We start from the raw sequence: 24,821 nt of genomic DNA on the forward strand, positions 1-24,821 counted from the left end.
CATTAAGATTAGTTACATGGCTTTATAAAACTTATCAAAGAACAAAAGGGAGTAGGTTCTGTGTCCCTTATTTTCTCAAAACCATTTTGCCCCTTTTTGCTGGCAAATTTTCCCAATTTCTCGAAGTATATAAAATATTCTCTCGAAATTTGGCATCATTTACAGCCAAAAACGCCTCAAAATTGTCTTTGGGTGGAGTAGTTGCATAGAAGCTAGGGTCTTTGAGGCTTTACTTCCCTTTTGTTATTAGATTTGGGAGGATCTAGAATGTCTCCCCAAAATTTGAAGGTTCTCAATCAAGAAAACCTATGTTAGGAAATAAAATATATGTCCGAATTCTTTAAAATTGCTCGTCAGGAAATGGAATGGGCAGGTCGCAAGTTAATCCTTGAAACAGGTCGAGTCGCTCGTCAAGCCGATGGTGCGGTGTTGGCAACTTATGGCAACTCCACAGTGCTTTGTACCGTTGTCGGTGCGAAAACCGTAAAACCTGATATCGATTTTTTCCCCTTAAGTGTCCATTATCAAGAAAAAACCTTTGCTGTTGGCCGCATCCCCGGGGGATTTGGCCGTCGCGAAGGTAAGCCGAGTGATACAGAAGTATTGGCATCCCGATTGATCGATCGCCCAATTCGCCCTCTGTTCCCTGAAGGCTTTTTTCACGAAGTTCAAGTTATCTGTACAGTTCTCAGTTATGATCAGGAAAATGATTGTCAAGTATTGGCCATGATTGGTGCTTCTGCTGCCCTGGCTCTCTCAGGTCTTCCCTTCCAAGGCCCGGTTGCTGGTGCGAATGTTGGTTATATTGACGGTGAATTTGTTCTCAATCCAACCCAAGAACAGTCTACAATTAGCAAATTAGCCTTGGTTGTTGCTGGTACGAGCGAAGGGGTGTTGATGGTTGAATCTGAAGCACATGAGCTTTCAGAAGAATTGATGCTAGAGGCAGTTGTCTTCGGCCACAAGGCGTTTCAACCGATATTGAAAATGATTGATAAGCTGAAAAAAGAAGCTGGAAAAGACGTCTGGGACGTTGCAGCTGAATCAAAAGAAGCTATTGATATGTTCAAGAAAGTGAAAAAAGCAGCAGATAAAGAGTTACGTAAATCCTACAGCATCCCAACGAAAAAAGAACGTTTGGCTGATATTCTTGCTGTAAAGATGAAAACAAAAGAAAAGTTGGCAATTGAGACCGATCACGAAAAGCTATTTTCTCGCGCCTTCAAACAACTTGAAGCTGAAATCATGCGTGGTGACATCCTTAAAAAAAGAACCCGTGTTGATGGTCGCGATCTAACAACCGTGCGGAACATTGATTGCCAAGTTGGTATACTAGCCCGTACCCATGGTAGTGCTTTGTTTACACGGGGTGAAACCCAAGCTTTGGTTGTCACAACCCTTGGAACCAGCCAAGATGAACAAATCATTGATGGTATTGAAGGTGAATATCGCGAACGTTTCTTGTTGCATTACAACTTCCCACCTTTTTCAGTGAATGAAACAGGTCGCGTTGGTGCGCCAGGTCGTCGTGAAATTGGCCATGGCAAGCTTGCATGGCGCGCAATTCGCCCATTGCTGCCAGCAAAAGATAAATTCCCTTACACCATTCGTACTGTTTCAGAAATTACTGAATCCAATGGTTCTTCTTCCATGGCGACCGTTTGTGGCACCTCTTTGTCCATGATGGATGCTGGCGTTCCGTTGCCGCGCCCAGTGGCTGGTATTGCTATGGGCTTAATCAAAGAAGGCAAAGACTTTGCGGTTCTGACCGACATTTTGGGTGATGAAGATCATCTGGGTGATATGGACTTTAAAGTAGCTGGAACTGAAGCAGGCGTGACGGCGTTGCAGATGGATATTAAAATCACCAGTATTACTCCTGAAATCATGCAAATTGCTTTAGGTCAGGCAAAAGAAGGTCGTTTGCACATTTTAGATCAGATGGCAAAAGTGATTACCGCAGGCCGTACCGCAGTGAGTGATAACGCGCCGAAGATGGTAACTGTCAGCATTAACCGTGACAAAATCCGGGACTTGATTGGCCCGGGTGGTAAAACCATCCGTGAAATCTGTGAGGTCAGCGGTACCCGCATCGATATTGAGGAAGAAGGTACCGTCAACATCGCTGGTTATGACAATAAGTCAATTGAAATTGCCAAAAGCATGATTCGTAACATCGCATGTGATCCAGAAGTTGGTCAAATTTACCTTGGTAAAGTTGTAAAGATTATGGACTTTGGTGCGTTCGTTAACTTTATGGGTAGCCGTGATGGTTTAGTTCATATTAGTGAATTAGCCGCTGAACGGGTTAATAGAGTGAGCGACATTGTTAAGGTGGGCGAGGAAGTCAAAGTCAAGGTTCTTGGTTTTGATGATCGCGGTAAAGTTAAACTCAGTATGAAAGCTGTGGCGAATGACGCCGTTGTCGCTGCTGCTGGAGATGCACCGGAGGCAAATGGTGATGAATCAGCCGCTGCTGAAGAGGCGTAAATTTATCTCATCGCTATTAAAGAAGGAGGAGGGGTAAATCCCTCCTTTTTTTATTAGACTTTTTTCGAAACTATCGCTTTTTACTCCCTAGGCTTTGTGTACCTAATTTCCCCAACTTCATTTTGGCCCTATTTGCTTGCAAATTTTCCTAAATTTCTCGAACTAAATTTCTCGAAGTAGATAAACGGCAACATCGAAACCTGACATCATTTTCAGCTAAAAATGTCTCATAATCATTTTTGTGGGAATTAGGTACACAGAATCTAGCGTCGCTAAATTTTAACTCGCAAGCTTTATTTACTTAAGTAAACGCCAGTTGCTCGTCAAAATTTAACTCGCCAGAAAACAAAATTCTCGATCTCGAAAGAGATCTATTAGATATTAATGCATGGTGGCTAGCTGTTTTGCCTGCTCTACTATCTTATTTAGCCGTTCATCCAGCTCTTTGGTTGGCTTTTTATCCTTAAAATCATCGGCATTGGCGATGGTGATATGGGGGACAATATGACATTTCTGATCAGTCATAATGCTGTCAGCAAAGCTAAGCGGGGCGAGCATGCTTTTAGGCGACCCTGCCGATCCTATCAAAGCCACCACTTTCCCTCCCCACGCATCACCTGAAAGAATATCCTTATGGGGATGACTCGTGAGTTCAAATAGGTTTTTAGTGCCAGCAGAAACAGCATAATTATAAACAGGAAAAGCTACAAAAATGGCCTTCGCTTCTTTAATTTTAGCATGCAATATTTTAACGTTAGGGTCATCAAAGGCAGCGCCTCCATGACCATCGCATAAGGGAAGTGGAAAATCTTTGAGGGAGATTTTTTCCACTTTAAATCCGGCTTTAGTTGCTTTGTCATAAAGGATTTCACCGATAAGGTCACTCCGACTATCTGTTTTGTTCAGACTTGTTTGCAAAACAATTGCGGTGATAGGTTCTGCGTTAACTGTTGATAGACAAAAACCTATCAACAGTGTCAAATAAGAGATTATTTTCTTGAGCATACTATTAACTTCTCTAATAAATTTACCAAATACCAATAACTTTCCACCAGGCACTCCCAATACCAAACCAAATGAGAAGGTTGGCAACGCTGATGACAAAACCAATCCCCCACCAGGTCCCAATGGGAATATAGCCGGAACCATAGAAAATAGCGGAACTGCTCGCACCATAATGCGTCATGGCAGAGAATAAGCTGGAGCAGAAGCCAAGACTGAGCGCGGCCAATAAGGGAGGTGCCCCTGCAGCAATCGCAACAGCAAGGAACGCAGCATACATGGCACTGACGTGAGATGTGTTGCTGGCAAATAGATAGTGACTATAATAATAAATCAAAACCAGTGCGCCAAACGCCCAACCCCAATCCAGACCGATAACTTGTCCAGAAACCATGTTGCTAAACCAAGCAATTACCCCAAAAACCTGGAGATATTTGGCCATCATTACCAAAATGGCAAACCAAATAAGAGTATGCCACGCCTCTTTTTCACCCAAAATATCATCCCAGGTAAGGATTTTGGTGATTAACAATAAACACAGACCCAGGAGGGCAGTAGTAGCACTGCTAATGCCATAGCTTTCGCCAAAAATCCACAAGACCAACATGAAAGCAAAGATGGCCGTCATGATCCATTCGCCCCGACTCATTGCGCCCATCTCGTGGAGTTTTAGGCGTGCAATTTCCACAGCATTGTCAAAAGTTTTAACCGTTGGAGGATAGAGTATATAGATTAACAGAGGAATCAAAACCAGGCTCAAAATACCAGGTACAATCGCGGCAAGCGCCCAGTTGCTCCAGGTAATCGTCACGCCTTGAGCCGCTGCAAAAGACTGCATCATGGGGTTGGCCGCCATCCCGGTTAGGAACATAGCGCTGGTTATAAGATTTCCATGATAGGAGACGAGGTTTAAGAATGCCCCGATGCGTCGATTAGTTTTCCCATCGGGATGGCTATCCAATGATTCAGAAATCGCTTGGACGACGGGGTACATAATACCCCCGGCTCTCGCAGCACTGCTGGGGATAAATGGCGAGATAAGGAGCTCAGTCACTGCCAAGCTGTAGCCAAGTCCCAGTGACTTGCGGCCAAACAATTTCACAAAGAAAAAGGCAATACGAGTGCCAAGTTGTGTTTTGATAAACCCACGAGCGATGAAAAAGACGTAGATCACTAACCAAATGACTGAGGATCCATACCCACCCAGAGCTTCGGGTTCAAGTTTTAATGTACCAGTAAGTACCGTCGCTGCCATACTCATCAGAGCCACGGCGCCCATGGGGAGCGGTTTGCAGATGAGGGCGATAATGGTGCTGACAAAGATCGCAAGAAGTTTCCAACCGCGTGGATCCATCCCTTCTGGCATAGGACAGAGATAAATTAAAATGCCCACTAAAATTGGAATTAAGAAGTTTGTTATTTGTTTCATTGGAATACCTAAAATTTCCCAAACTAAATTTTATCATAGTGATATCAGAGTTATCTCATTCTGCCGACAGATTTTTTTATTTTTTTAAAAATTAGTTGTTATTTTCAATAATAAATCACAAAAACATCGTCTAAATTTATGTCGACACATTTTTGACACCATGGTATGGCTGTGAGAATATAAGAAAAAAGGAAAATAAGCCTTACTTAACAAATTCGCTTTACGCTTTATAGGGGCAACTTATCGAGAAGGAGATTTCAAAAGTTGCGTCTAAGATAGAACGTGAGGTAAAAAGATTATTTAATAAATGGTAACTTTTCGAGTAACGAGCGGATATAAAAATGATTGATCAATTTGACTGTGTCATCCCCTTCCACCTAGAAAAATCTAATATTCGTGGACGTTTAGTGCGTTTGGATGAGCTGATGAGAGATATAATTAAACATCATAACTATCCTGCTCTCGTGAATTACTATTTGGCAGAGGCAACTACCTTATCGGTGGCGGTTGTCAGCTGCTTTAAATTTGAAGGGCTCTTCACTTTACAAATTACCGGAAATGGCCCTTTAAATCTATTGGTTGTCGATATTAATAAGGAAGGGCACGTCCGCGCTTGCGCCAAGTTTGACCAAGAAAAAATTAAAAGTTTAGACGAAGCCGGGGATAAAAATATGCGCCACCTTTTTGGGGAAGGCCATTTTGCTTTTACGCTTGAGCCAGAGCAAGAGGATACTCGCTATCAGGGAATTGTGGAGCTTATGGGGGCGAATTTAGCCGATGCAACTCATCATTTTTTTCGTCAATCTGAGCAACTAGAAACGGGGATTGTATTAGCAAGTTCCGAAGGGGTGACTGAAGCAACTCTTGCTTCATCGGCGCTAATGATTCAACGCTTGCCCTTGCCAACCCACATTTCAATTGATCTGAAGGAACAGCTGGATGATGAATGGATTCATGCCATGAGCTTGGTGGGGAGTATGACGAAAAAAGAGCTGTTGGATCGCCAGCTTAGTAATGAAGATCTATTATATCGATTATTCTGGGAAAATGGCGTGCGTGTTCATGAGCCCAAGACTTATATTTCCCAATGTCGCTGCTCTTCTTCCAAAATCCAACATATGCTGATGAGTTTTAGCGCCCTAGAGCTTAAAGATATGGTTATGGATGATAAAATTAATGTAACATGCGAATTTTGTGGTCGTCAATATGAGTTTGGTGAAAACGAAATTGTAAAGTCTTAACTGGTGTGCAGGCAATAGAAAAAACGGCTCATCTCGCTTCCGTTAAATAAAGGAACTCTAACTTCGCCAGAATGATGGCATGAAGAGGACAAAGACAGTTAGAATTTCAAGACGGCCTAAAATCATGCCTGCCATTAGAATAAGTTTACAAGCATCAGGAAGGGGAGCGTGCGTGCCACTCGGGCCGATGAGTTCCGTAATGCCGGGGCCAGTATTGCTAATGGCAGCAATGGCTGCAGAAAACGCGTTGACAATATCCAGATTAAAAAGAGTAAGTAGGGCGACAATCACAAGAGCGACTAAAAAATAAAGACTCACAAAAGTGAGCACCGACATGGCGACTGCTTCTGAAATTTTTTGGTTTTGGTAAGTGGGAACATACACGCCATATTGACGTCGCAGTTGCTTTAAATGAACGTGCGCTGCAGCAGATAAAACCTGTAGACGGAAGACTTTTAAGCCGCCGGAGGTTGAGCCCGTACAACCACCAATTATACTTAAGATAAACACAATAAATAGTGGAAAACTGGCCCATTGGGTATAGTCAATAGTTGTAAACCCAGTCGATGTCATAATGGAGACGGCCGTGAATACACCTTCTCTTAAGCTTTTACCGAGACCCAATTCTGTCTGCTGCCAGTTCCATAGAGCAATACCAATTCCGGCGATAAGCATTGTACACAAGAACACACGCAACTGTGAATCTTTATAGATCGCCTTAAAGTTTCCCTGCCATAACTTAATGTAAAGAATATAGGTTATCCCCCCAATAATCATGAAAATGATGGTGATTGTCTCAATCAAAAAGTCGTTATAAAAACCTAATGAAGCATTGTGTGTAGAAAGCCCCCCCGTCGAAACCGTCGCCATGGTGTGACAGACAGCATCAAAATAGTCCATACCAGCGAGTTTTAGGCTCAAGAAACACAAGACGCTGAAGAGTAAATAGACAGAGAGAATAGCACTACTTATTTGAGAGACGCGGGGCAAAATTTTCTCTGATCGATCAGAAAATTCACTGCGAAATAGTTGCATTCCCCCGATGCGCAGAATCGGTAGAATCGTTAAGGCCATCAAAATAATCCCAGTGCCTCCCAGCCACTGCAGCAGACTTCGCCACAATAAAACCCCCTTTGGTGCATTATCAAGATATGTGATGACTGTTGACCCTGTAGTGGTGAGGGCAGAGACACTTTCAAACCAGGCATCTATGAAACTTAAGTTTAGAGAAGACCAATACATGGGAAACGCCGCAAAAACGGATGTTGCCACCCAGCTTAAGGTCGTAAGCAAGAAAGCTTCGCGAACCCGCAGTTCAATTTTTTCTGGTGAATAATTGGCAAGGGCAAGAAGGGGGCCAAGGGATCCAGCAAAAAAAGCGCCAAAGCCAAACTCCTGCCACCCATCTGTTTTAAAGACAAGTAATTCAAGGATAAGTGGAAGCAGCATTGCGACAGCAAAGATGCTAATTAAAATTCCAATAAGATAAAGGACAGGACGAAATGCTAACACTATTTAACAATAATTTCATATATTATGTTTTGAGTCTAACTCTTTTCGCTAAATGAGTATATACTAATCGTTACTGAAATTGCAAATCCGTTACTGCGAACGACCGTTAGCGAGTGTGGCAATCTCTTTCCTATATTCTCTAATAGAAGGCCTAAGCCATTTGGCTCCTTGTCCTTCCTATTCTACTGACTCTTTCAGGGGAGCTATTAAATACAGCTATTGAAAAAACAATTGATGAATTAGGGCAAGGGAAAATTTGTCCACATTTTAAATTTGCTAAAGAGGCAAGATCTGCTGCAGAATTTCTTTGCTGTAATTATGATTGTTTTTAAGCTGGGGATTTATTGTTATTCCTAGAATTTTGGTTGGTCAAAAACACATATATCTTAGTAAGTATTACTGCTATGGCGAAAGATTGATATTATAACGCAAGTAGTGTATATTATTAAAAAAGATATCTATTTGAAAGAGGTTGTTATGGAAAATCCATACGGAAATAAAACAGTTATCCGCCAGGGACATGGTCAAGCAACGCAATTAGATTCAGGTCTGCGCAGTTATATGCAAAGTGTATTTAATCTGATGGCATTGGGACTTGCCCTAACCGGCTTTATCGCCTTTGCTGCGGCACAATCACCAGAGCTGGTACACATTCTTTACATGACGCCATTGAAGTGGGTTGTCTTGTTAGCGCCGGTGGGTGTGGTGTTTTACTTAAGTTATCAAATTCAAAATTTAAGCCAATCGACGGCCCAATTGTTGTTCTGGGTTTATTCAGGACTAATGGGCCTTTCATTGGGGACGATTTTCTTACTGTATACATCACAAAGCATTACACGCGTTTTCTTTATCACCGCGGCGATGTTTCTTAGTATGAGTCTTTATGGATATACAACCAAAAAAGATCTGACTTCCATGGGATCATTCATGATCATGGGCCTGTTTGGAATCGTTATTGCAAGTTTGGTGAATATCTTTTTGCAAAGCACAGGATTACAGTTCGTCGTGTCTGTCTTAGGTGTTGTTATCTTTACTGGTCTGACTGCCTATGACGTACAGAAAATTAAAGATGCTTATTATTCAAGTGCAGCTGGTGAAACCATTGGTAAAGTTGCGATTATGGGGGCTTTGACCTTGTATTTAGACTTTATCAATCTATTTATGTCATTGCTGCGGTTGTTTGGCGATCGCCGCTAAGGATCGCTGTTAAAAGAAGAGCGCGGGAGTTAAAGCCCGCGCTATTTTTTTATTTTACTAGGTTCTGTCCACCTAATGATTTTAAGATTGGAAATCCTCTCCAAAGCATTGTTGTCATATCCCGGTTTTGCTCTTGAGGAGATTGCTCTGGCCGTTATAGGGGATCCCTTTCCAAGACGTTTATTGCTGCCATTCTAAAGTCAACCCAGGGCCGTGTTCTCTCTCTATTTAAAAGTCATGGCTCACAACTCCTTCTTCAAAAGTACGTGGTGATGATCACGGAATCTGTCAAATCGTTTACTTCTTACTGTGCGTTCTTATTAAATAATTAACTTGGGTTAAAAAAATATCGTGCCTAATTCTTGATCACATGCTAGGAGTTGTGTAGTATACATTCAAAACACCTGAAGAAGTCGGTTTTTGGCTTTGCCTCTTTGGGCTCATTTTTACCTTGGAGCTCCTTTAAAGAGGGCGCAGCTTTCGCGGCGCACAAAGATAAGAGTCGTCTCAAATCTGCTGGCCATAATTGTGACTCTGCAAGTGTTTTTGGGTATGTTTTTGAAAATTAAGATTCAATAAATAGAAAAATTCATATGTCAGTTAAAATTGGTTCCATTGAATTGTCTATGCCAGTATTGCTTGCCCCTATGTCAGGGGTGACCGATATGCCGTTTCGCCGTTTGGTAAAGAGGCAAGGGGCAGGGCTTGTTATTTCAGAGATGATTGCGAGTCAGGCCATGATTCGGCATACCCGTCAGACGATGAAGATGATTGAAAAAATCTCCAGAAGAACAACCAATGGCAATGCAATTAGCTGGGTGTGAGCCTGAGGTAATGGCTGAAGCAGCACGCCTTAATGAAGATCGGGGGGCGCACATTATTGACATTAACATGGGCTGTCCGGTGAAGAAGGTGGTAAATGGTCATGCTGGATCATCGCTGATGCGTGATGAACTTCTTGCGGCAAGAATTATTGAAGCCACTGTTAAAGCTGTTAAAATTCCTGTAACTTTGAAAATGCGAACTGGATGGGATGATGCGAGTCGTAATGCGCCAAAACTTGCAAAGATAGCAGAAGAATGCGGCGTCAAAATGATCACGATTCATGGGCGGACTCGTTGTCAGTTGTATAATGGTCGGGCTGACTGGCATTTTATCAGGCGCGTAAAAGAAATTGTCTCAGTCCCTGTTATTGGCAATGGTGACGTGGTGACGATTGATGATGCAGTAACATTATTAGATCAAAGTGGTGCCGACGGGGTAATGATTGGGCGTGGTTGTTACGGGCGGCCTTGGTTTATCAATCAAGTGGGGCACTATTTGAAAACGAAGGAGAAACTGGCAGATCCCACAATAGAGGTACAGCATCAGTTACTGCGTGGTCATGTTGACAGTATGATGAGTCATTATGGTGAGGGTACAGGTGTGAAAATTGCTCGCAAACATGTCGGCTGGTATAGTAAGGGATTGCCCGGGTCGACAGACTTTAGAGTCGCGATTAATCAAGCAGATTCAAGTGTAGCGATGTTTGAGTTAATCGATAAGTTTTATTTGCCGCTTTATGTCTGAAAGATTTATGACGAAGAGATCAACAATGATTCAACCGATTCGTATTCATGAAAATCTTGAGGAAACTCAAGGAATCGCCGTACCTAACGACAATTTGTCTATGCAGCAACGTGGCCTAGGCGCAATGGTTGAAGGTTTTTTGGCAACTTATTTTGCCGCTCACGAGGGGCTTATGCCAGGTAATGGCTTATATGATCGTGTCATACAAGAAGTGGAGCGTCCCTTGTTGCGAGCAACGCTCAAGCTGGTTAATGGTAACCAAAAGAAAGCAGCCATTATTTTAGGAATTAATCGTAATACCTTGCGCAAAAAAATAACGGATTTACAAATTGATTTGACAAACCTTTAGAACGTGTTGATGCAATTGCCTTATAAATCACCATTTCAACAGCTTACCAACAAAATACTGGCTCTTTCTCAGAGTGATTTTTTGTTGCGTCGTCTAGGTCTTGTCTTAAGCATTGCTGCAATTTTATCGGGTTTTGCGACCTATATAGTTCTCACCGGTTCTGATCCATTTGCTGATAAATCAAGTCGTGTATTGCCTCTCATTTATCTTGATCTTACCCTCATGATGTTGTTGGCGGTTGTTGTTGCTAAGAGAATTATTGAACTATGGGTAGCTCGTCGCCGTGGCTCCGTTGGCTCAAGGTTACATGTCCAAATTTCCGCATTGTTTGCTTTTGTGGCGATTACACCTAGCATTTTTGTGACTATTTTTTCAGCTCTCTTTTTTAATGTGGGGTTACATGCTTGGTTTGGTCAGCCAGTACGTTCTGCTTTGAGTGAAGCCCGTGTTGTTGCTGAAGCCTATCTCAATGAACATTCCAAAACAATTTCCCATGATGCTCAAGAAATCGCAGCACAACTGAGCCCCCAAATTGCAGCATTAGTATATGTGCCAGAGATTTTAGCAGAAAAACTGACCAAGCTCACGGAACAACGTGGGATCGATGAAGCCATTATCTTTGATGTCAACCGGCAGGTGGTGGCGCGGGCGTATTTTACTTTTGCCCTTGAATTCGAAAAGGTCATCAGTAACTCATTTGATCGGGCCCAATTGGGGGAAATTGTTGTGGTATCAAGTGAGGGGGGGGACCGAGTTCGAGCCCTTATGAAGCTCGATGATCTCACGGAAACTTATCTCTATATCGGTAAGTTTGTCGATCCTGCTGTGTTGCAGCATGTTGCCCAAACAAAAGGGGCTATTGCTGAATATAATCGCCTTGATGCCCAGCGCTCAGGTCTACAAATCACCTTTGTCTTATTTTTCTCCATGGTCGCATTATTGTTGTTGTTGGCTGCAGCCTGGGCTGGGTTGACGGTGGCAAACCTATTTGTGCGGCCGATTATGCGGTTGATTACGGCTGCTGAAGAGGTGAGTCAGGGCAATTTGGATGTCCACGTGACGGCTGAAGGCTCGATGAATAATGAGCTCGGGAATTTGGCTGAAGCTTTTAATAAAATGACGTATCAGCTTGCGAATCAACGCCAAGATCTCATCAAAGCAAATACCCAAATTGACCAACGGCGCCAGTTTATGGAAACGATTTTGGCGCGTATTTCAGCAGGTGTTATGAGTATTGATAAGAACTTTCAAATCGTGTTAATGAACGGTCGAGCACGCGAACTTTTAGATGTAAAAATTGATCCAAAAAACCGCTCTTTAAGACAAATAAGTCCAGAATTTATCCAATTACTCATGGAAAATGAAATTGAAACAGATGCCCCTCTGTTAAAGCAAGTCACAATTGTACGCGGCAATATGGTATCGATTTTGCAAACGGGGATTGTGGTGGATCAATCCCACAAAAAACAACGGGGTTTCATCATTACTTTTGATGATGTAACGCCACTAGTCTCGGCACAGCGTAAAGCTGCTTGGTCAGACGTGGCCCGCAAGATTGCCCACGAGATTAAAAATCCATTGACCCCCATTCAATTATCAGCAGAACGCCTAAAACGGCGCTATTTAAAAGAAATTACCAATGATCCGGCAACATTTCAGGCTTGTACTGATACTATTATTCGCCAAGTCTCTCAAATTGGTAAGTTAGTCAATGAATTTTCGTCTTTTGCTCGGATGCCAGATCCAGAAATGAAACCAGAAAACATTATTGATTTAGCGCGCCAAGCAATTTTCTTGCAACGTCAAGCTCACCCAGAAATTAAGTTTATTTTTAACGTGGTGGATGACTCATTAATTGTGGATTGTGATGCAGATCAGCTGGGACAGGTTTTAACAAACGTTTTGCAAAATGCGATCAATGCTGTAAGCTTAGACGAAATAGCAGGAAGCAATAAACCTGGACAGCCAATTATTCAACTTAGTATTGAAAAGTCGAGTTCAAAATGCCGCGTAGTTATTGAAGATAATGGTCCAGGTTTTCCAGTGCAGGGGCGTGAACGATTGACAGAGCCCTATTATACCACCCATTCAAAAGGGACGGGTCTTGGTCTTGCAATTGTGGCTAAGATTGTAGAAGATCATCGTGGAAAATTAGAATTAACAGATAGCCATCTTGGTGGCGCTAAAGTAGTTATAGAGTTTTTAAGTCCAACAAAGCGAGCAGATAACTGATGGCACAGGATATTTTAATTGTTGATGATGAAGCCGATATTCGGGAATTAGTCGCAGGCATTCTTGAGGATGAAGGATATGCGGCGCGCCAAGCAGCAGATGGCACCTCTGCCCTGAATGCGATTAAATTTCGTCAACCAAGCTTAGTCATTTTGGATGTGTGGCTTGGTGATAATGAACGTGATGGTATTAAGATTTTGGAAATTATTAAACGGGATCATCCCTACGTTCCAGTAATTATGATTAGTGGCCATAGCACCATTGAAACAGCCGTCGCTGCCATTAAACGCGGAGCTTATGACTTTTTAGAGAAGCCATTTGATGCCGAACGATTGCTTCTCGTGGTGCAGCGAGCCGTTGAAACAGCTAAGCTGCGCCGGGAAAATGCGGAGCTCAAGCTAAAATCAGGCGGTGTTCTTGATTTAATTGGTAACTCACAAGCCATTATTCAGATTCGCCAACAAATTGAAAAAGCAGCCCCAACGAATAGTCGTATTTTGATTAATGGTCCTTCAGGGGCAGGTAAAGAAGTCGTGGCTCGCAAAATTCACCAACTGTCCCGTCGTGCCAATGGGCCTTTTGTCGTTCTAAACTGTGCCTCATTACATCCTGATCGTCTCGAGGCAGAGCTTTTTGGCACTGAGATTATGGGGTTAGACCCAACAGTACCGCGTAAAATAGGTCTATTAGAACAAGCTCACGGAGGCATACTCTTTTTAGACGAGATTACTGATTTACCTCTTCCTACTCAAAGTAAACTAATTCGTGTTTTACAAGATCAATCTTTTTGTCGTTTAGGGGATCATCAAAAAATTGAAGTGGATGTGCGCATTATTGGAGCCACCAGTACTAATATTTTGCAGGCGATTAAAGATGGTCATTTTCGTGAAGATTTATACTATCGTTTGAATGTGGTGCCTATTATCATACCCTCACTTCAAGAGCGGGTGACAGATATCCCCTTGTTAATGCAATATTTTATGCAGCAAGCAGCACTGACTCACGGCAGGCCGATACGGATTTTGAGTGAAGAGGCGACAATTGTTCTGCAATCGTATGAGTGGCCTGGTAATATTAGGCAATTACGCAATATAATTGAATGGATTTTGATTATGGCACCAGGTGGCGCCAAAGATCCTGTGACTGTAGATATGTTACCGCCGGAAATTCGCTCCGACACTTCCTTTAACTATTTGGGTAGCCCAAGCATTGTTGTCATGCCACTTAGAGAAGCACGTGAGGCCTTTGAACGGGAATATTTACTAGCACAGGTTAATCGTTTTGGGGGCAATATTTCAAAGACAGCCCGCTTTGTGGGGATGGAAAGGTCGGCTTTGCACAGAAAACTAAGAGCCTTAGGGGTGCATGAAGGTCGAGGTCACGATGAAGAACCTGAGTCAGCAACTGAGGTACAGATTGCATGAAAGTTGTTATAGCTGGCGCGGGTCGTGTTGGTTTTAACCTTGCGAAGTATTTAGCTGTTGGCGCAAATGACGTTACGATTATCGATAAATCAGAGGACCTACTTCGTCGTATCAGTGATGCGATTGATGTACAACCGATTGTGGGTTATGCTTCCCATCCAGAGGTATTGGAGCGAGCAGGAGCACCAGAAGCAGATCTTTTTGTAGCTGTTACAGCATCCGACGAAGTCAATATTGTGGCCTGTGAAGTGGCTAATTCTTTATTTAATGTACAAAAAAAGATCGCCCGCATCAGGAACCAAAGTTATCTAGATCCCGATTGGGTAAACTTATTTCGTCCGGCTCACCTTGCCATTGACTACATTATTTCGCCAGAAGTTGAAGTCGCTAAGGCCATTAGTCGTAGTATCCGTGTTCAGGGCGCTTTTGATGTAATTCCTCTTTTGGGTGAAGATCTAAAAATGGTTGGGGTGCGTTGTGGCCAACTCTCTCAAATCTTAAATACACCATTGCGGCTTATTCCTAATTTATTTGCCAAACTTGACTTTATCATTGCTTGTATTTATCGGGGTGGTGACCTCTTTATTCCAAGTGGGGATGAGCACCTTCTCTTAAACGATGAAGTCTATTTTATCGCCCATCGAGACCAAATACACCAAATTATGGAAGCTTTTAATTTTCAACATCACTATGGTCGACGCGTGTTAATCATGGGAGGTGGTAGTATAGGATTAACCCTGGCTGCTGAGATTGAAAAGACCCTGAAGAATTTCCAGACTAAGGTCATTGAGAAAAATCCCCAGCGGGCTGAATACGTGGCACGTCAGCTGAAAACCACAGAGGTTTTATGCGGCGATGTGCTTGATGTTGAGCTATTGAAAGAAGCGAACATTCAAGAGGCCGAAACCATTATATCAGTAACCCAGGATGACAAAGTGAATATTCTTGCCTCACTCCTTGCTAAAAAAGAAGGAGCTATTCGGGCTATGACGCTATTAAATAATATGGATTATTCTTCGCTTGTGACCTCTATGGGGGTCGATGCAATTATCAGCCCGCATTCAATTACGGTATCCTCTATTTTGCAATACGTACGCCAGGGGGAACTTCGTTCGGTGCATTCATTGCGCAATGGTGACGTGGAGGTGATTGAAGCCGAAGCCCAAGAATCAAGTAACGTCATCGGGCTTTCTGTGGAAGACATCAATATTAAAGGGCATATTTTAGTAGCAGGCCTCAGGCGTGGAAATCAAACCTTTATCTTACCTCCCAAAACTACAGTTCGTGTTGGTGATCGTCTGATATTAGTCGTCACAAAAGAGACAATTACCAAGATTGAAAGATTGTTTGCTACTCGATTGAGCTACCTTTAATGGTATAATGAATCTAATTGATATGCGGAATTCCTATCATCCCATCTTTGGGCTCCTTTTTCCGCTTGGCTTCTTCAGGGAGAGCCAACTCGCTTTGTTGGCCATCTGAGAAAATTAGTCTGGAATTTTAGAGATTTAGACAAAAAAATCTTGCGAACGAGAATGGGAAAGAAGGCCTTTTTTCAGAGCCTTTTTTATGAAACGGGAGAAGTTGGCTGGTGTCGTGCAAAGCGTAGCAAGATCCAACTTAGACAAAGACACGCCGGTACTGCTAAAATCGCTACGTGGTAGGAATCAATGGTGTAAGCCCGCGTTCCATCGGCAGCTAGGGTCCCATCCCAAGAAAAATCAAGAAGTATTCCAAGAAGAGGTTGGAAAATAATCCCACTCATCATGACAACTGCGTTGGTAAAGCCCATCGCTGTGCCGCTCAGGCGATTCGGAACAGCATCCTTAACACACGCAAAACTTAAAATCTGGCCACCATTAAAAGCGCCTGCAATAAAGAGCATGCCGAACATGAAATTGAGGGGTAAATTGGGGATATAAAGAATGCTTAAGAAGATAACGGTGGTAAAGAGGGCAGACAGGCTCATCACGCTCACACGATTGTTTAAGCGATCAGAAATCTGAGCGGCAATTGGGCTGCCGATAGCAATACCAAGATACAACATAACACTCGCAAAAGAAGCAATATCATTGGTAATCCCATATTTTTTCATGAGGAAAGGGACTGCCCATAGCTCACAAAATGCTGAAATTGGTACATACGTCAAGCCACCAAAAATAGCATAAATCCAAAGGCGAGGTTGCCTCGCAATATAAAGGAGATCGACTAAGAAGTGTGACTGAGGGTTTTTATTGTTATTCGATAGAGAGCCTTGGCGCCGATCTTTAATAATAATCCAACATAAAAAGGCAAGACCAATTCCAATGTAAGCGGCGATAATTGTTGCTTGACGCCAACCAAAATTATTAATCAAGAACGCGAAAGGAGGGCCACTGAACATGCCTCCAACAGTCCCCATCATATTCGTCATACTAGCGATTATGGCAATTGTGCTGGCAAGAACCAATCGGCACTTATTTTAAGGCAACTAATAAACGCACAGGCAGAGCCCGCACCAATCAAAAAACGGCCCAGCTGAGCAAGTGGCAATGAATCACTATAAGCAAAGCACAAGCTGCCAATCACACACAACAGAGTGGAAAATGTAACCACCCGTCGAGTGCCAAACCGGTCCACGATAATGCCGCAAGGAACTTGTAGGATAACGTAGGCGTAATAATAGAATGAGCTTAAAACCCCAAGTGCTGTTGAATCCACACCGAAATCACGCATTAAATCGTCTGTCATAACACTTGGGGAAGCGCGCAAAATCATTTCATAAAAATAAAAAAGACTCGCACAAATCCAAATCATCCAGGATTTTAGAGAAGGGATTGTGGCCTCTGATGTGTCAGTATGGCTTGAAATAAAATTCACCATTATTAAAGTTCCTTAATAGAGATACGAAGAAGAAGAATTACTTCTTCTCCTGTTTTTTTATTATTGGAAGCGGTTAGGCGGCTTCGTTTTGATAGGTTTCACGTACAAAGAGCATGATTAACCAGGCAATAAGCAGGCAGATTGGTACAGCAGTGAGGGCATGCTGATAATGAGCAAGATCATAGACTGGGGTTCCTTCATGGCTAATCGTTCCATCCCAAACAAAGTCAAGGATAACGCCAAGAAGGGGTTGGAAAATAATGCCGCTGGACATGACCAACGCATTGGTAAAGCCAATCGTTGTCCCACTATATTCGGCGGGATTAATCTCTTTAGCTGCAGCAAAATAAAGAATTTGTCCCCCACATAATAAGCCTGACATAAATAAGAGGACATTTGTCACTGTTAACGATAGATTGGGAATATAAACGACACAGCAAAAAGTAACCATTGTTGTGATGGCCGACCAAGACATCACTTTAACCCGGCTTTTAATCATGTTGGAGAGAATCGCTCCAAGGGGGCTTCCGGCTGCCATCCCAAGGAAAACCATAGCACTGGCAAAGGAAGCTGTTTCGTTATTAATGCCATGTGCCTTCATTAAATAAGGGACACCCCACAATTCCGCAAATGCCGAGATTGGCACATACATTAGGCCACCGTAAACCCCAATCAACCAGCTTTGGGGGTTTTTAGCGATCACTTTTAACCCATGCAATAAATTGTTTTTAGCTGGAATCATGGCAGTGGATTTTACCGAGTGTTGATCTGGTTGGCGATCGCGAATGATAATCCAGGCAGCCGCCATAACCCCAAGACCAACAGCTGCGGCAATGAGCATAGCATCGCGCCAACCAACAGCATTGGCTAGGATAGCGAATGGTTTACCTCCAAACATCCCTCCAAAGGTCCCCATCATCATTGTGACACCTGCAATAACGGCAAAGCGTTCTGAACGGAACCAGTTAGCCCCAACAGTGGTGCAGGAAAGGTAAGCGCAAGCAGATCCAGCGCCCAACAGGAAACGGGCAATCTCAGCAATAAATAAATTGTTGCTGTAAGCAAAAAGTAAGCTGCCAACTGAGCAAAGAAGAGCAGAAAAGGTGACAACAGGTCTGACGCCAAATCGATCAACGATAACCCCACATGGAATTTGAAGTGGTACGTAGGCGAGATAATAGCAAGAAACCAAAACCCCTAGAGTCGTGGCTTGAACGCCAAAATCACGCATCAAATCATCGGTAATAACACTAAAAGAAACACGTAGGACATATTCATAGAGATAAAATAAGGCAGCGCAGCCCCAAATGGTCCAGGCAATCACTTCAGAAGGATAAGATCTTTTGTCAGTTTCCAGGTGTTGAAGTTCGCTATCTTTGTCTATTTGCTCGACAGCTATGCTCATAATTAACATTCCCTTTCACTTTGGGGAGGAGTTCCCCCATGCTAACAGTTTAGGTTAAGTAGGTTCAAGAATAACTCTAATTTCCTCGAACGAACTTGGAGATGATTCTTTATTTTTTTGTTTTTTTAGAACCATTTCGTTAGTTATATTCAAAATACTTAAAGAAGCCGAAAATCAGTTGGACATAATTCCGTTTTTTCAAATATTGTGGATCAATCTCAAAATTAATGATTATTAATCTTCAGACATGCTACCAACAATGTAATGTTTTTTGGGTAAGACGCAAGTAAAAAATTAGAAGTAGGAATTGATTTGGAATATTTGATCTTAAAAAAATGAGTTTTTAGAAATTTTATTTCTTTTTAAAGCAGCCGTTAAGAGGAAATACTGCGACACTTTAGCGCAGGTGATTCTGGTATCGTTCTTGGTAGTGTGGAGAATCCGCAAAATATCTAAGCAAGAAGGAGTGGCTCATTTTTACAATTCTGATGTTTATTGCGTTAGCTGCAGTTGTGGGCGCACTGGGATTTGGCTTGATTAGCTTTTTTAAAGGAGGGGAATTTGACATTAAGTATTCCAATGAAGCTATGCGCTGGCGCGTTCTGCTACAGGCAATAGCCCTAGGCATTTTTTTCTTAATCTTATGGTTTGGGCGCTAGCATGGTTATATTAACTCGTATTTATACTCGCGGAGGCGACAAGGGAAAAACATCTCTGGGGTCGGGGGCACGCGTCTCCAAATCTGATTTGCGCATCGCCGCGCTGGGAAGTGTTGATGAGGCAAATTCAAGTATCGGGATTTGTCGGGTGCAGGGGAATAGAGAGACTGAAGCTATATTAACTCGCATCCAGAATGATTTGTTTGATGTGGGGGCAGATTTGTGTATGCCTGACCTTGCTCAACCGGCTTTACGAATTGCTGCAACACAGGTGGAATGGCTTGAAGAACAGATTGACAACCTCAATGAGCAGCTAGCGCCACTTAATTCTTTTATTTTGCCGGGGGGGAGCCCAGCTGCGGCATATTTACACATGGCCCGAGCAATTGTACGTCGCGCTGAGCGAGATATAGTTGCTTTAAACGAAAATTTTCCGTTAAATTTAGATATAGTAAAATATATAAATCGATTGTCGGATCTATTGTTTGTCATGGCCCGGGCCGCAAATCATAATGGTTTGAATGATATCTTGTGGATTCCTGGAGACAATCGCTAGGCCGTGGAGGGATAATGAAAGTTTTAGTGGCTGTTAAACGCGTGGTTGATTACAACGTCAAAGTTCGGGTGAAAAGTGACGGGAGCGATGTTGATATCGTGAATGTCAAAATGTCGATGAATCCTTTCGATGAAATTGCCGTGGAAGAAGCGGTTCGACTTAAAGAAAAAGGGACGATTAATGAAATTGTGGCGGTGAGTCTTGGCTCAAAAGCAGCACAAGACACTTTAAGGCAGGCGCTTGCTCTGGGGGCTGATCGTGCTATTCATATAGAATCCGAAGAATCACCAGAGTCTCTCACTGTTGCTAAGGCTCTCAAACATGTAGTGAGTGAAGAAAAACCTGATTTAGTGATATTGGGTAAACAAGCCATTGATGACGATTGTAACCAGGTTGGGCAAATGTTAGCTGCCTTGCTCGATTGGCCGCAAGGAACGTTCATTTCAGCGCTTGACCTTGTGGGAGATAAAGTAAAAGTCGCGCGCGAAATTGATGGCGGTTTAGAAGAAATTGAATTGACATTGCCTGCGATCATTACTACCGACTTACGGTTGAATACTCCCCGTTATGCAACGCTCCCCAATATTATGAAAGCAAAGCAGAAGCCTCTCAGCCAAATTTCCTTAGACAGTATAGGCATTGACTCTAAACGACACTTGAAAGTTGTCAAAGTGTCTGAGCCTCCCCTACGACAAGGGGGCAAAAAAGTGTCTGATATTAGTGAAATTGTTGAACAAATTCGGAGGGTGATCTAATGCGCGTTTTAATTATTGCTGAGCAAGATGGTCAATCCGTTAAGGTTGCCACCCTCCACACGATTACAGCAGGGTTAGCAATTAGCACGGATTTGGATGTGGTGATTTGCGGTCACAATATTGATAGTTTGGCGAGTAACATTGCTCAAACTAAAGGCGTTAAAAAGGTTATCCAAATCGATGGTCTTGCTTTATCGCACCAGATTGCCGAAGCCTACGAAAAAGCCATTTTAACTATTGCGTCAGAGTATACACACATTTTGGCACCAGCGACTACTTTTGGTAAGAATCTATTGCCACGAATTGCTGCTAAATTGGATGTGATGCAAATTTCTGATGTGATTAAGGTTGCTTCTCCAACCGTGTTTGAACGCCCAATTTATGCAGGCAATGTTCTTATGACTGTGGAAAGTCAGGATAAACAGCAGGTGATGACGGTCCGTCCCACTGCTTTTGACAAAGCGGATATGGGAGGTAGTGCTAACATTGAGAAGCGGGCATTCACCGACAAAATCACGACCTCCAGCTTTATTAAATTGGAAGAATCTAAAAGTGAACGTCCAGAGCTTGCCTCTGCGCGTATCGTCGTTTCTGGTGGCCGTGGTGTGGGAAGCAAAGAAAATTTCCACATTATTGACGAATTGGCCGATTCTTTAGGTGCTGCTGTTGGCGCATCCCGTGCCGCTGTTGATGCGGGATATGTTCCAAACGACTATCAAGTTGGGCAAACTGGAAAAGTGGTTGCGCCTGAGCTTTATATCGCCGTTGGTATTTCGGGGGCAATTCAGCATTTGGCTGGAATGAAAGAGAGCAAAACTATTATTGCGATCAATAAAGATCCCGATGCGCCCATCTTCCAAATTGCTGATTATGGTTTTGTTGGGGATTTATTTGAGGTTGTTCCACAATTGACTCAAAGTTTTAAGAAGTAGAGAGCTTATACTCTGTCATTCCACCACTTAGGTGCCAGGTGATGATCGGGATAGAGGTTGAAAGGTAGAGTGCTTAATGATTGAAAAGATTGCAGTTTTAGGAGCTGGGCAAATGGGGAATGGCATTGCTCATGTGGCCGCATTAGCAGGGTGCCAGGTTGAGCTTATTGATATTTCTGAGGGGCAACTCCAAAAAGCTGAAGCAGCCATTACCGCTAATCTAGATCGCCAGTTGAAAAAAATCTTATTACCCAGTCTCAATGGGAAAATGCGAAAGCCAATATTTCTTATACGTCAAAGCTGAGTGATTCTAAGGTCAAATTGATAATTGAAGCTGTTTCAGAAAATCTCACCCTTAAACAAAAGTTGCTAGCTGAGATGGATAAAGTGGTAAATTCTGATTGCATTTTAGCAACGAATACCTCTTCTATTTCCATTACGGAGCTGGCCGCGGCAACCAGTCGACCAGACAAAGTGGTGGGACTCCATTTCATGAATCCTGTCCCGGTGATGCAATTGGTTGAGGTGATACGAGGGCTTGCAACGTCTGAAGCGACGTTTCAAATCGCGTCTGATTTGGTGGCGGAATTTAATAAAACCATGGTGGTGTCAAAAGATTACCCTGGATTTATTGTCAATCGTATTTTAATGCCAATGATTAACGAAGCAATTTATGCATTGTTTGAGGGTGTAGCAACGGTGCAAGATATTGATATATCAATGAAATTGGGAACTAACCAGCCTATGGGCCCATTGGCACTGGCTGATTTAATTGGCCTCGACACCTGTCTTGCTATCATGCAAGTCTTGCATCAAGGCTTCAGTGATAGTAAATATCGTCCGTGTCCACTATTAATCAATTATGTGAATGCAGGTTGGTTAGGGCGCAAAAGCGGTAAAGGATTTTATAGTTATACTTAAATTTTGTTCACAGAACCTAGGTGTGACATAGAGAAAGCTAATGACAGAAAAAACGACAAACGGTGTAGACGAACTCTCTTTTGAGCAAGCTATGCAGGAGCTCGAAATTTTGGTGCGCCGCCTGGAAGAAGGACGGTTGCCTCTTGAAGAAGCGATTCAGGCCTATGAGCGGGGCACGCTTTTGAAAAATCATTGTGAGACAAAGTTGCAAGCAGCAAAACTACGTGTTGATCAGGTCGTCTTAACTGGGCCTGGGGGAGCCTCTCTCGCTCCCTTCGATGCTGAATAAACATAATCATATCAGAGTAATCTTATGACCAAATCTTCAGAAAAATTAGATTTTCAGCAGCGCTTACGAGAGGTTCAACAGCGTGTCGAAGGATATCTCACAACCCTTTTAGAAAAATCTCAATCTCACGAAAAATTAGACGCGGCGATGGCGTATGCTTTAACGGATGGCGGCAAACGATTGCGGCCCTTTTTAGCGTATGCAGTTGCGGATATTTATGATGTCCCTCATGAAGAAGTTGATTCAGTAGCTGCAGCAATTGAGCTGATCCATTGCTATTCCTTGGTTCATGACGATCTCCCTGACATGGATAATTCCTGTTTAAGACGGGGTAAACCTAGTGTCTGGAAGCAATTTGATGTCCCAACAGCGATTCTTGCGGGTGATGCCTTGATGACATTGGCGTTCCAAGTGATTGCAGAAGAAGCCTATCTTGGGCCCTCAACCAGAGCTGAATTGGTGGCAATGTTAGCTTGTCAATCTGGCGCCCAAGGAATGGTTGCTGGGCAAATGTATGATCTCTTTCCAAAAGAGAACAATGATGTCGACGCTGTTTTAGATATGCAGCAGCTAAAAACAGGTTGTTTGATTGGCGCAAGCTGTCAGGCTGCTGCGATTATTGCAGGCGCCTCAGAAGGAGAAATCAACTTTCTCAAACAATTTGGCCGGTTGTTTGGTCTTATTTTTCAGATTACCGACGATTTGTTAGACGTCGAAGGAGATACAGCAACAACAGGTAAACCTGTGGCGCAAGACGCTTGTAAACATAATCTGATTAATCTTTTAGGGGTGGATGGCGCGAAAGAATTGCTGGCGAAGCTAGTGAGTGATGCTTTACATCTCCTTGAACAACTTCCCCACGGTGGCGGCATTCTTCAAGCATTGATTCCTTGGGTGCTCAATCGCAGTAACTGAGATAAGAGGGGCGCCCCTCTTGTTCTCCTTAATCCTTTGGTGTAAAAAATGATAACTCTCCTATTCTTCTCTTTTTTATTTACAACTAGCAGTTTTGCCAAAGAGGTAATACTCCCTAAACCTATGGGAGTTTTTTATTCAGTTGGTACCCAAGTGCTTGAGTTTAAAGATAAATCACGGCAGATGTTACGCGATCCCACCCCACGACGTTGACTTGTTCAGGCATTTTATCCGAGCCAGACACACGAAGGGCTATTTCCTTATATGCTAGGAACACTTGAGGATGGGCAAGAGGTGGACCAGTGGTTTATTAAGGTCTACAAAACACAAGTCGCTCACTGGTTACAATCCTGAGAAGCCCTCACTTATGAAAGGGCTCCTCAGGGTGAGGCTCTATAATAGGGAGCGAATTTCCTATTTAACTTTTAGCCGATTTTTACTTCTTCGATGGGAACGCCTGGAAGATATTTTGAGCTACGGACAACTAATTTGCTTTTTATGTTTTTAACGTTGGGCGTAACGGTTAATTCAGTGGAGAGGAATTGTTGATATTCATCCCAGTTGCGCGCAACAATTTTCAATAAAAAGTCAGCATCACCAGCGACCATGTGACATTCTCTAACCAATGGCCATTCCATTACTTTCGCTTCAAAAGCTCTCAGATCAGCATCACTTTGGCTGCTGAGACCCACTTGTGCGAAAACGGAGACACCAAATCCCAAGGCAGGAGCATTTACATTAGCGTGATAACCCTTGATCGCTCCTAGATCTTCTAAGGCACGTACGCGACGCAAGCAAGGAGGGGCAGAAATGCCAGCGCGACGGGCCAATTCAACGTTGGTCAAGCGACCATCGTTTTGGAGATCTTTTAAAATTTGCAAATCAATTTCATCAAAATTAGACACGAGATAAACCTCAATAAACGGAAATAAAAATAATGTTGCCTTTGTCATAGCATTGCTTGAGCAACACTCCAAGGTGAAACTGAGGTTTTTCATGTACTTGACAAGAAAGTGTGACAGTTTTGCAAGATTTTTTACAAAAATTAAAATAGAATTGGAAAATTATTTTTAATAAAGCCC

The 24,821-nt window shown here is 42.9% G+C and carries 21 protein-coding genes and 2 pseudogenes; 16 read left to right on the forward strand and 7 right to left on the reverse strand.

Annotation, left to right across the window (positions count from 1 at the left end; translation table 11 throughout):
- The first annotated feature begins 327 nt into the window (after positions 1-327).
- Positions 328-2,490 carry a polyribonucleotide nucleotidyltransferase gene (pnp, locus tag IG80_RS0106795; protein ID WP_084756205.1) on the forward strand — a complete coding sequence of 721 codons (2,163 nt, stop codon included), beginning with the start codon at positions 328-330 and terminating at the stop codon, positions 2,488-2,490.
- A gap of 381 nt (positions 2,491-2,871) precedes the next feature.
- On the opposite strand, the gene IG80_RS0106800 is transcribed toward pnp, so the two are convergent.
- Both IG80_RS0106800 and IG80_RS0106805 read right to left on the reverse strand, forming a co-directional pair.
- Entirely contained in the window at positions 2,872-3,495 is a 624-nt protein-coding gene (locus tag IG80_RS0106800) for an NADPH-dependent FMN reductase (RefSeq protein ID WP_032113067.1), read from the reverse strand.
- 22 nt (positions 3,496-3,517) lie between these two features.
- Positions 3,518-4,921 carry a DASS family sodium-coupled anion symporter gene (locus IG80_RS0106805; protein WP_032113068.1) on the reverse strand — a complete coding sequence of 468 codons (1,404 nt, stop codon included), beginning with the start codon at positions 4,919-4,921 and terminating at the stop codon, positions 3,518-3,520.
- 341 nt (positions 4,922-5,262) lie between these two features.
- Between IG80_RS0106805 and IG80_RS0106810 the strand changes: the two genes are divergently transcribed.
- Positions 5,263-6,162 (forward strand): Hsp33 family molecular chaperone HslO, encoded by a 900-nt coding sequence (locus tag IG80_RS0106810; protein ID WP_052046181.1) that lies wholly within the window; start codon positions 5,263-5,265, stop codon positions 6,160-6,162.
- A 57-nt stretch (positions 6,163-6,219) separates the two neighbouring features.
- Here the strand turns inward: IG80_RS0106810 and IG80_RS0106815 are convergent, their stop codons facing one another.
- The gene (locus tag IG80_RS0106815) at positions 6,220-7,674 is read right to left on the reverse strand and encodes a TrkH family potassium uptake protein (protein ID WP_032113070.1); all 1,455 of its coding nucleotides are present in this window, start codon (positions 7,672-7,674) and stop codon (positions 6,220-6,222) included.
- 158 nt (positions 7,675-7,832) lie between these two features.
- Between IG80_RS0106815 and IG80_RS16790 the strand changes: the two genes are divergently transcribed.
- The 7 genes and pseudogenes from IG80_RS16790 to trkA all read left to right on the forward strand — a co-directional run bounded on the left by IG80_RS16790 (position 7,833) and on the right by trkA (position 15,818).
- Positions 7,833-8,006 carry a diacylglycerol kinase gene (locus IG80_RS16790; protein WP_084756281.1) on the forward strand — a complete coding sequence of 58 codons (174 nt, stop codon included), beginning with the start codon at positions 7,833-7,835 and terminating at the stop codon, positions 8,004-8,006.
- 145 nt (positions 8,007-8,151) lie between these two features.
- Positions 8,152-8,871, forward strand: a complete 720-nt coding sequence (locus IG80_RS0106820; protein WP_032113481.1) for a Bax inhibitor-1/YccA family protein — start codon at positions 8,152-8,154, stop codon at positions 8,869-8,871.
- Between the two features lie 593 nt (positions 8,872-9,464).
- Positions 9,465-10,440: pseudogene (gene dusB / locus IG80_RS12465) on the forward strand (tRNA dihydrouridine synthase DusB).
- A 7-nt stretch (positions 10,441-10,447) separates the two neighbouring features.
- Positions 10,448-10,789: a helix-turn-helix domain-containing protein gene (locus IG80_RS0106830; RefSeq protein WP_198027251.1), complete on the forward strand. Its 342-nt coding sequence runs from the start codon at positions 10,448-10,450 to the stop codon at positions 10,787-10,789.
- A gap of 9 nt (positions 10,790-10,798) precedes the next feature.
- Entirely contained in the window at positions 10,799-13,021 is a 2,223-nt protein-coding gene (locus tag IG80_RS0106835) for a sensor histidine kinase NtrY-like (RefSeq protein ID WP_052046183.1), read from the forward strand.
- Complete coding sequence (ntrX, locus tag IG80_RS0106840; protein ID WP_032113072.1) at positions 13,021-14,445, forward strand: nitrogen assimilation response regulator NtrX; 1,425 nt, start codon at positions 13,021-13,023, stop codon at positions 14,443-14,445. Before IG80_RS0106835 ends, ntrX begins: the two co-directional genes overlap by 1 nt.
- Positions 14,442-15,818, forward strand: a complete 1,377-nt coding sequence (gene trkA / locus IG80_RS0106845) for a Trk system potassium transporter TrkA (RefSeq protein ID WP_032113073.1) — start codon at positions 14,442-14,444, stop codon at positions 15,816-15,818. Before ntrX ends, trkA begins: the two co-directional genes overlap by 4 nt.
- Positions 15,819-16,012: 194 nt before the next feature.
- On the opposite strand, the gene IG80_RS13995 is transcribed toward trkA, so the two are convergent.
- The 3 genes from IG80_RS13995 to IG80_RS0106860 all read right to left on the reverse strand — a co-directional run bounded on the left by IG80_RS13995 (position 16,013) and on the right by IG80_RS0106860 (position 18,712).
- Positions 16,013-16,858, reverse strand: a complete 846-nt coding sequence (locus tag IG80_RS13995) for an MFS transporter (RefSeq protein ID WP_269517174.1) — start codon at positions 16,856-16,858, stop codon at positions 16,013-16,015.
- Positions 16,859-16,866: 8 nt separating this feature from the next.
- Positions 16,867-17,307 (reverse strand): MFS transporter, encoded by a 441-nt coding sequence (locus IG80_RS16550; protein WP_032113075.1) that lies wholly within the window; start codon positions 17,305-17,307, stop codon positions 16,867-16,869.
- Positions 17,308-17,380: 73 nt separating this feature from the next.
- Entirely contained in the window at positions 17,381-18,712 is a 1,332-nt protein-coding gene (locus IG80_RS0106860; protein WP_032113076.1) for an MFS transporter, read from the reverse strand.
- A 488-nt stretch (positions 18,713-19,200) separates the two neighbouring features.
- On the opposite strand from IG80_RS0106860, the gene IG80_RS0106865 reads away from it, so the two are divergent.
- The 7 genes and pseudogenes from IG80_RS0106865 to IG80_RS0106895 all read left to right on the forward strand — a co-directional run bounded on the left by IG80_RS0106865 (position 19,201) and on the right by IG80_RS0106895 (position 23,739).
- Entirely contained in the window at positions 19,201-19,371 is a 171-nt protein-coding gene (locus IG80_RS0106865) for a twin transmembrane helix small protein (protein WP_032113077.1), read from the forward strand.
- 1 nt (position 19,372) lies between these two features.
- Complete coding sequence (locus IG80_RS0106870; protein WP_032113078.1) at positions 19,373-19,927, forward strand: cob(I)yrinic acid a,c-diamide adenosyltransferase; 555 nt, start codon at positions 19,373-19,375, stop codon at positions 19,925-19,927.
- Between the two features lie 14 nt (positions 19,928-19,941).
- Positions 19,942-20,682 carry an electron transfer flavoprotein subunit beta/FixA family protein gene (locus IG80_RS0106875; protein WP_032113079.1) on the forward strand — a complete coding sequence of 247 codons (741 nt, stop codon included), beginning with the start codon at positions 19,942-19,944 and terminating at the stop codon, positions 20,680-20,682.
- Positions 20,682-21,614 (forward strand): electron transfer flavoprotein subunit alpha/FixB family protein, encoded by a 933-nt coding sequence (locus IG80_RS0106880; RefSeq protein ID WP_032113080.1) that lies wholly within the window; start codon positions 20,682-20,684, stop codon positions 21,612-21,614. The genes IG80_RS0106875 and IG80_RS0106880 overlap by 1 nt, the downstream gene beginning before the upstream one ends.
- A gap of 76 nt (positions 21,615-21,690) precedes the next feature.
- Positions 21,691-22,535, forward strand: a pseudogene (locus IG80_RS16795) (3-hydroxybutyryl-CoA dehydrogenase).
- 40 nt (positions 22,536-22,575) lie between these two features.
- Positions 22,576-22,824, forward strand: a complete 249-nt coding sequence (locus tag IG80_RS0106890; RefSeq protein ID WP_032113081.1) for an exodeoxyribonuclease VII small subunit — start codon at positions 22,576-22,578, stop codon at positions 22,822-22,824.
- Between the two features lie 24 nt (positions 22,825-22,848).
- Entirely contained in the window at positions 22,849-23,739 is an 891-nt protein-coding gene (locus tag IG80_RS0106895) for a polyprenyl synthetase family protein (protein ID WP_052046184.1), read from the forward strand.
- Positions 23,740-24,164: 425 nt separating this feature from the next.
- Here the strand turns inward: IG80_RS0106895 and IG80_RS0106900 are convergent, their stop codons facing one another.
- On the reverse strand, positions 24,165-24,692 hold the full coding sequence (locus IG80_RS0106900) for an Lrp/AsnC family transcriptional regulator (protein WP_052046185.1): 528 nt from the start codon (positions 24,690-24,692) through the stop codon (positions 24,165-24,167).
- Positions 24,693-24,821: the final 129 nt, after the last annotated feature.

The sequence above is a fragment of the Candidatus Paracaedibacter symbiosus genome, assembly GCF_000757605.1.
GTDB lineage: Bacteria > Pseudomonadota > Alphaproteobacteria > Paracaedibacterales > Paracaedibacteraceae > Paracaedibacter_A > Paracaedibacter_A symbiosus.

Excerpts from the sequence above, each read along its gene's own strand:
- pnp (WP_084756205.1), top strand. The coding sequence starts at position 328 with ATGTCCGAATTCTTTAAAATTGCTCGTCAGGAAATGGAATGGGCAGGT.
- IG80_RS0106800 (WP_032113067.1), bottom strand. The coding sequence starts at position 3,495 with ATGCTCAAGAAAATAATCTCTTATTTGACACTGTTGATAGGTTTTTGT.
- IG80_RS0106805 (WP_032113068.1), bottom strand. The coding sequence starts at position 4,921 with ATGAAACAAATAACAAACTTCTTAATTCCAATTTTAGTGGGCATTTTA.
- IG80_RS0106810 (WP_052046181.1), top strand. The coding sequence starts at position 5,263 with ATGATTGATCAATTTGACTGTGTCATCCCCTTCCACCTAGAAAAATCT.
- IG80_RS0106820 (WP_032113481.1), top strand. The coding sequence starts at position 8,152 with ATGGAAAATCCATACGGAAATAAAACAGTTATCCGCCAGGGACATGGT.
- IG80_RS0106830 (WP_198027251.1), top strand. The coding sequence starts at position 10,448 with ATGACGAAGAGATCAACAATGATTCAACCGATTCGTATTCATGAAAAT.
- IG80_RS0106835 (WP_052046183.1), top strand. The coding sequence starts at position 10,799 with ATGCAATTGCCTTATAAATCACCATTTCAACAGCTTACCAACAAAATA.
- ntrX (WP_032113072.1), top strand. The coding sequence starts at position 13,021 with ATGGCACAGGATATTTTAATTGTTGATGATGAAGCCGATATTCGGGAA.
- trkA (WP_032113073.1), top strand. The coding sequence starts at position 14,442 with ATGAAAGTTGTTATAGCTGGCGCGGGTCGTGTTGGTTTTAACCTTGCG.
- IG80_RS13995 (WP_269517174.1), bottom strand. The coding sequence starts at position 16,858 with ATGACGAATATGATGGGGACTGTTGGAGGCATGTTCAGTGGCCCTCCT.
- IG80_RS16550 (WP_032113075.1), bottom strand. The coding sequence starts at position 17,307 with ATGGTGAATTTTATTTCAAGCCATACTGACACATCAGAGGCCACAATC.
- IG80_RS0106860 (WP_032113076.1), bottom strand. The coding sequence starts at position 18,712 with ATGAGCATAGCTGTCGAGCAAATAGACAAAGATAGCGAACTTCAACAC.
- IG80_RS0106865 (WP_032113077.1), top strand. The coding sequence starts at position 19,201 with ATGTTTATTGCGTTAGCTGCAGTTGTGGGCGCACTGGGATTTGGCTTG.
- IG80_RS0106870 (WP_032113078.1), top strand. The coding sequence starts at position 19,373 with ATGGTTATATTAACTCGTATTTATACTCGCGGAGGCGACAAGGGAAAA.
- IG80_RS0106875 (WP_032113079.1), top strand. The coding sequence starts at position 19,942 with ATGAAAGTTTTAGTGGCTGTTAAACGCGTGGTTGATTACAACGTCAAA.
- IG80_RS0106880 (WP_032113080.1), top strand. The coding sequence starts at position 20,682 with ATGCGCGTTTTAATTATTGCTGAGCAAGATGGTCAATCCGTTAAGGTT.
- IG80_RS0106890 (WP_032113081.1), top strand. The coding sequence starts at position 22,576 with ATGACAGAAAAAACGACAAACGGTGTAGACGAACTCTCTTTTGAGCAA.
- IG80_RS0106895 (WP_052046184.1), top strand. The coding sequence starts at position 22,849 with ATGACCAAATCTTCAGAAAAATTAGATTTTCAGCAGCGCTTACGAGAG.
- IG80_RS0106900 (WP_052046185.1), bottom strand. The coding sequence starts at position 24,692 with ATGACAAAGGCAACATTATTTTTATTTCCGTTTATTGAGGTTTATCTC.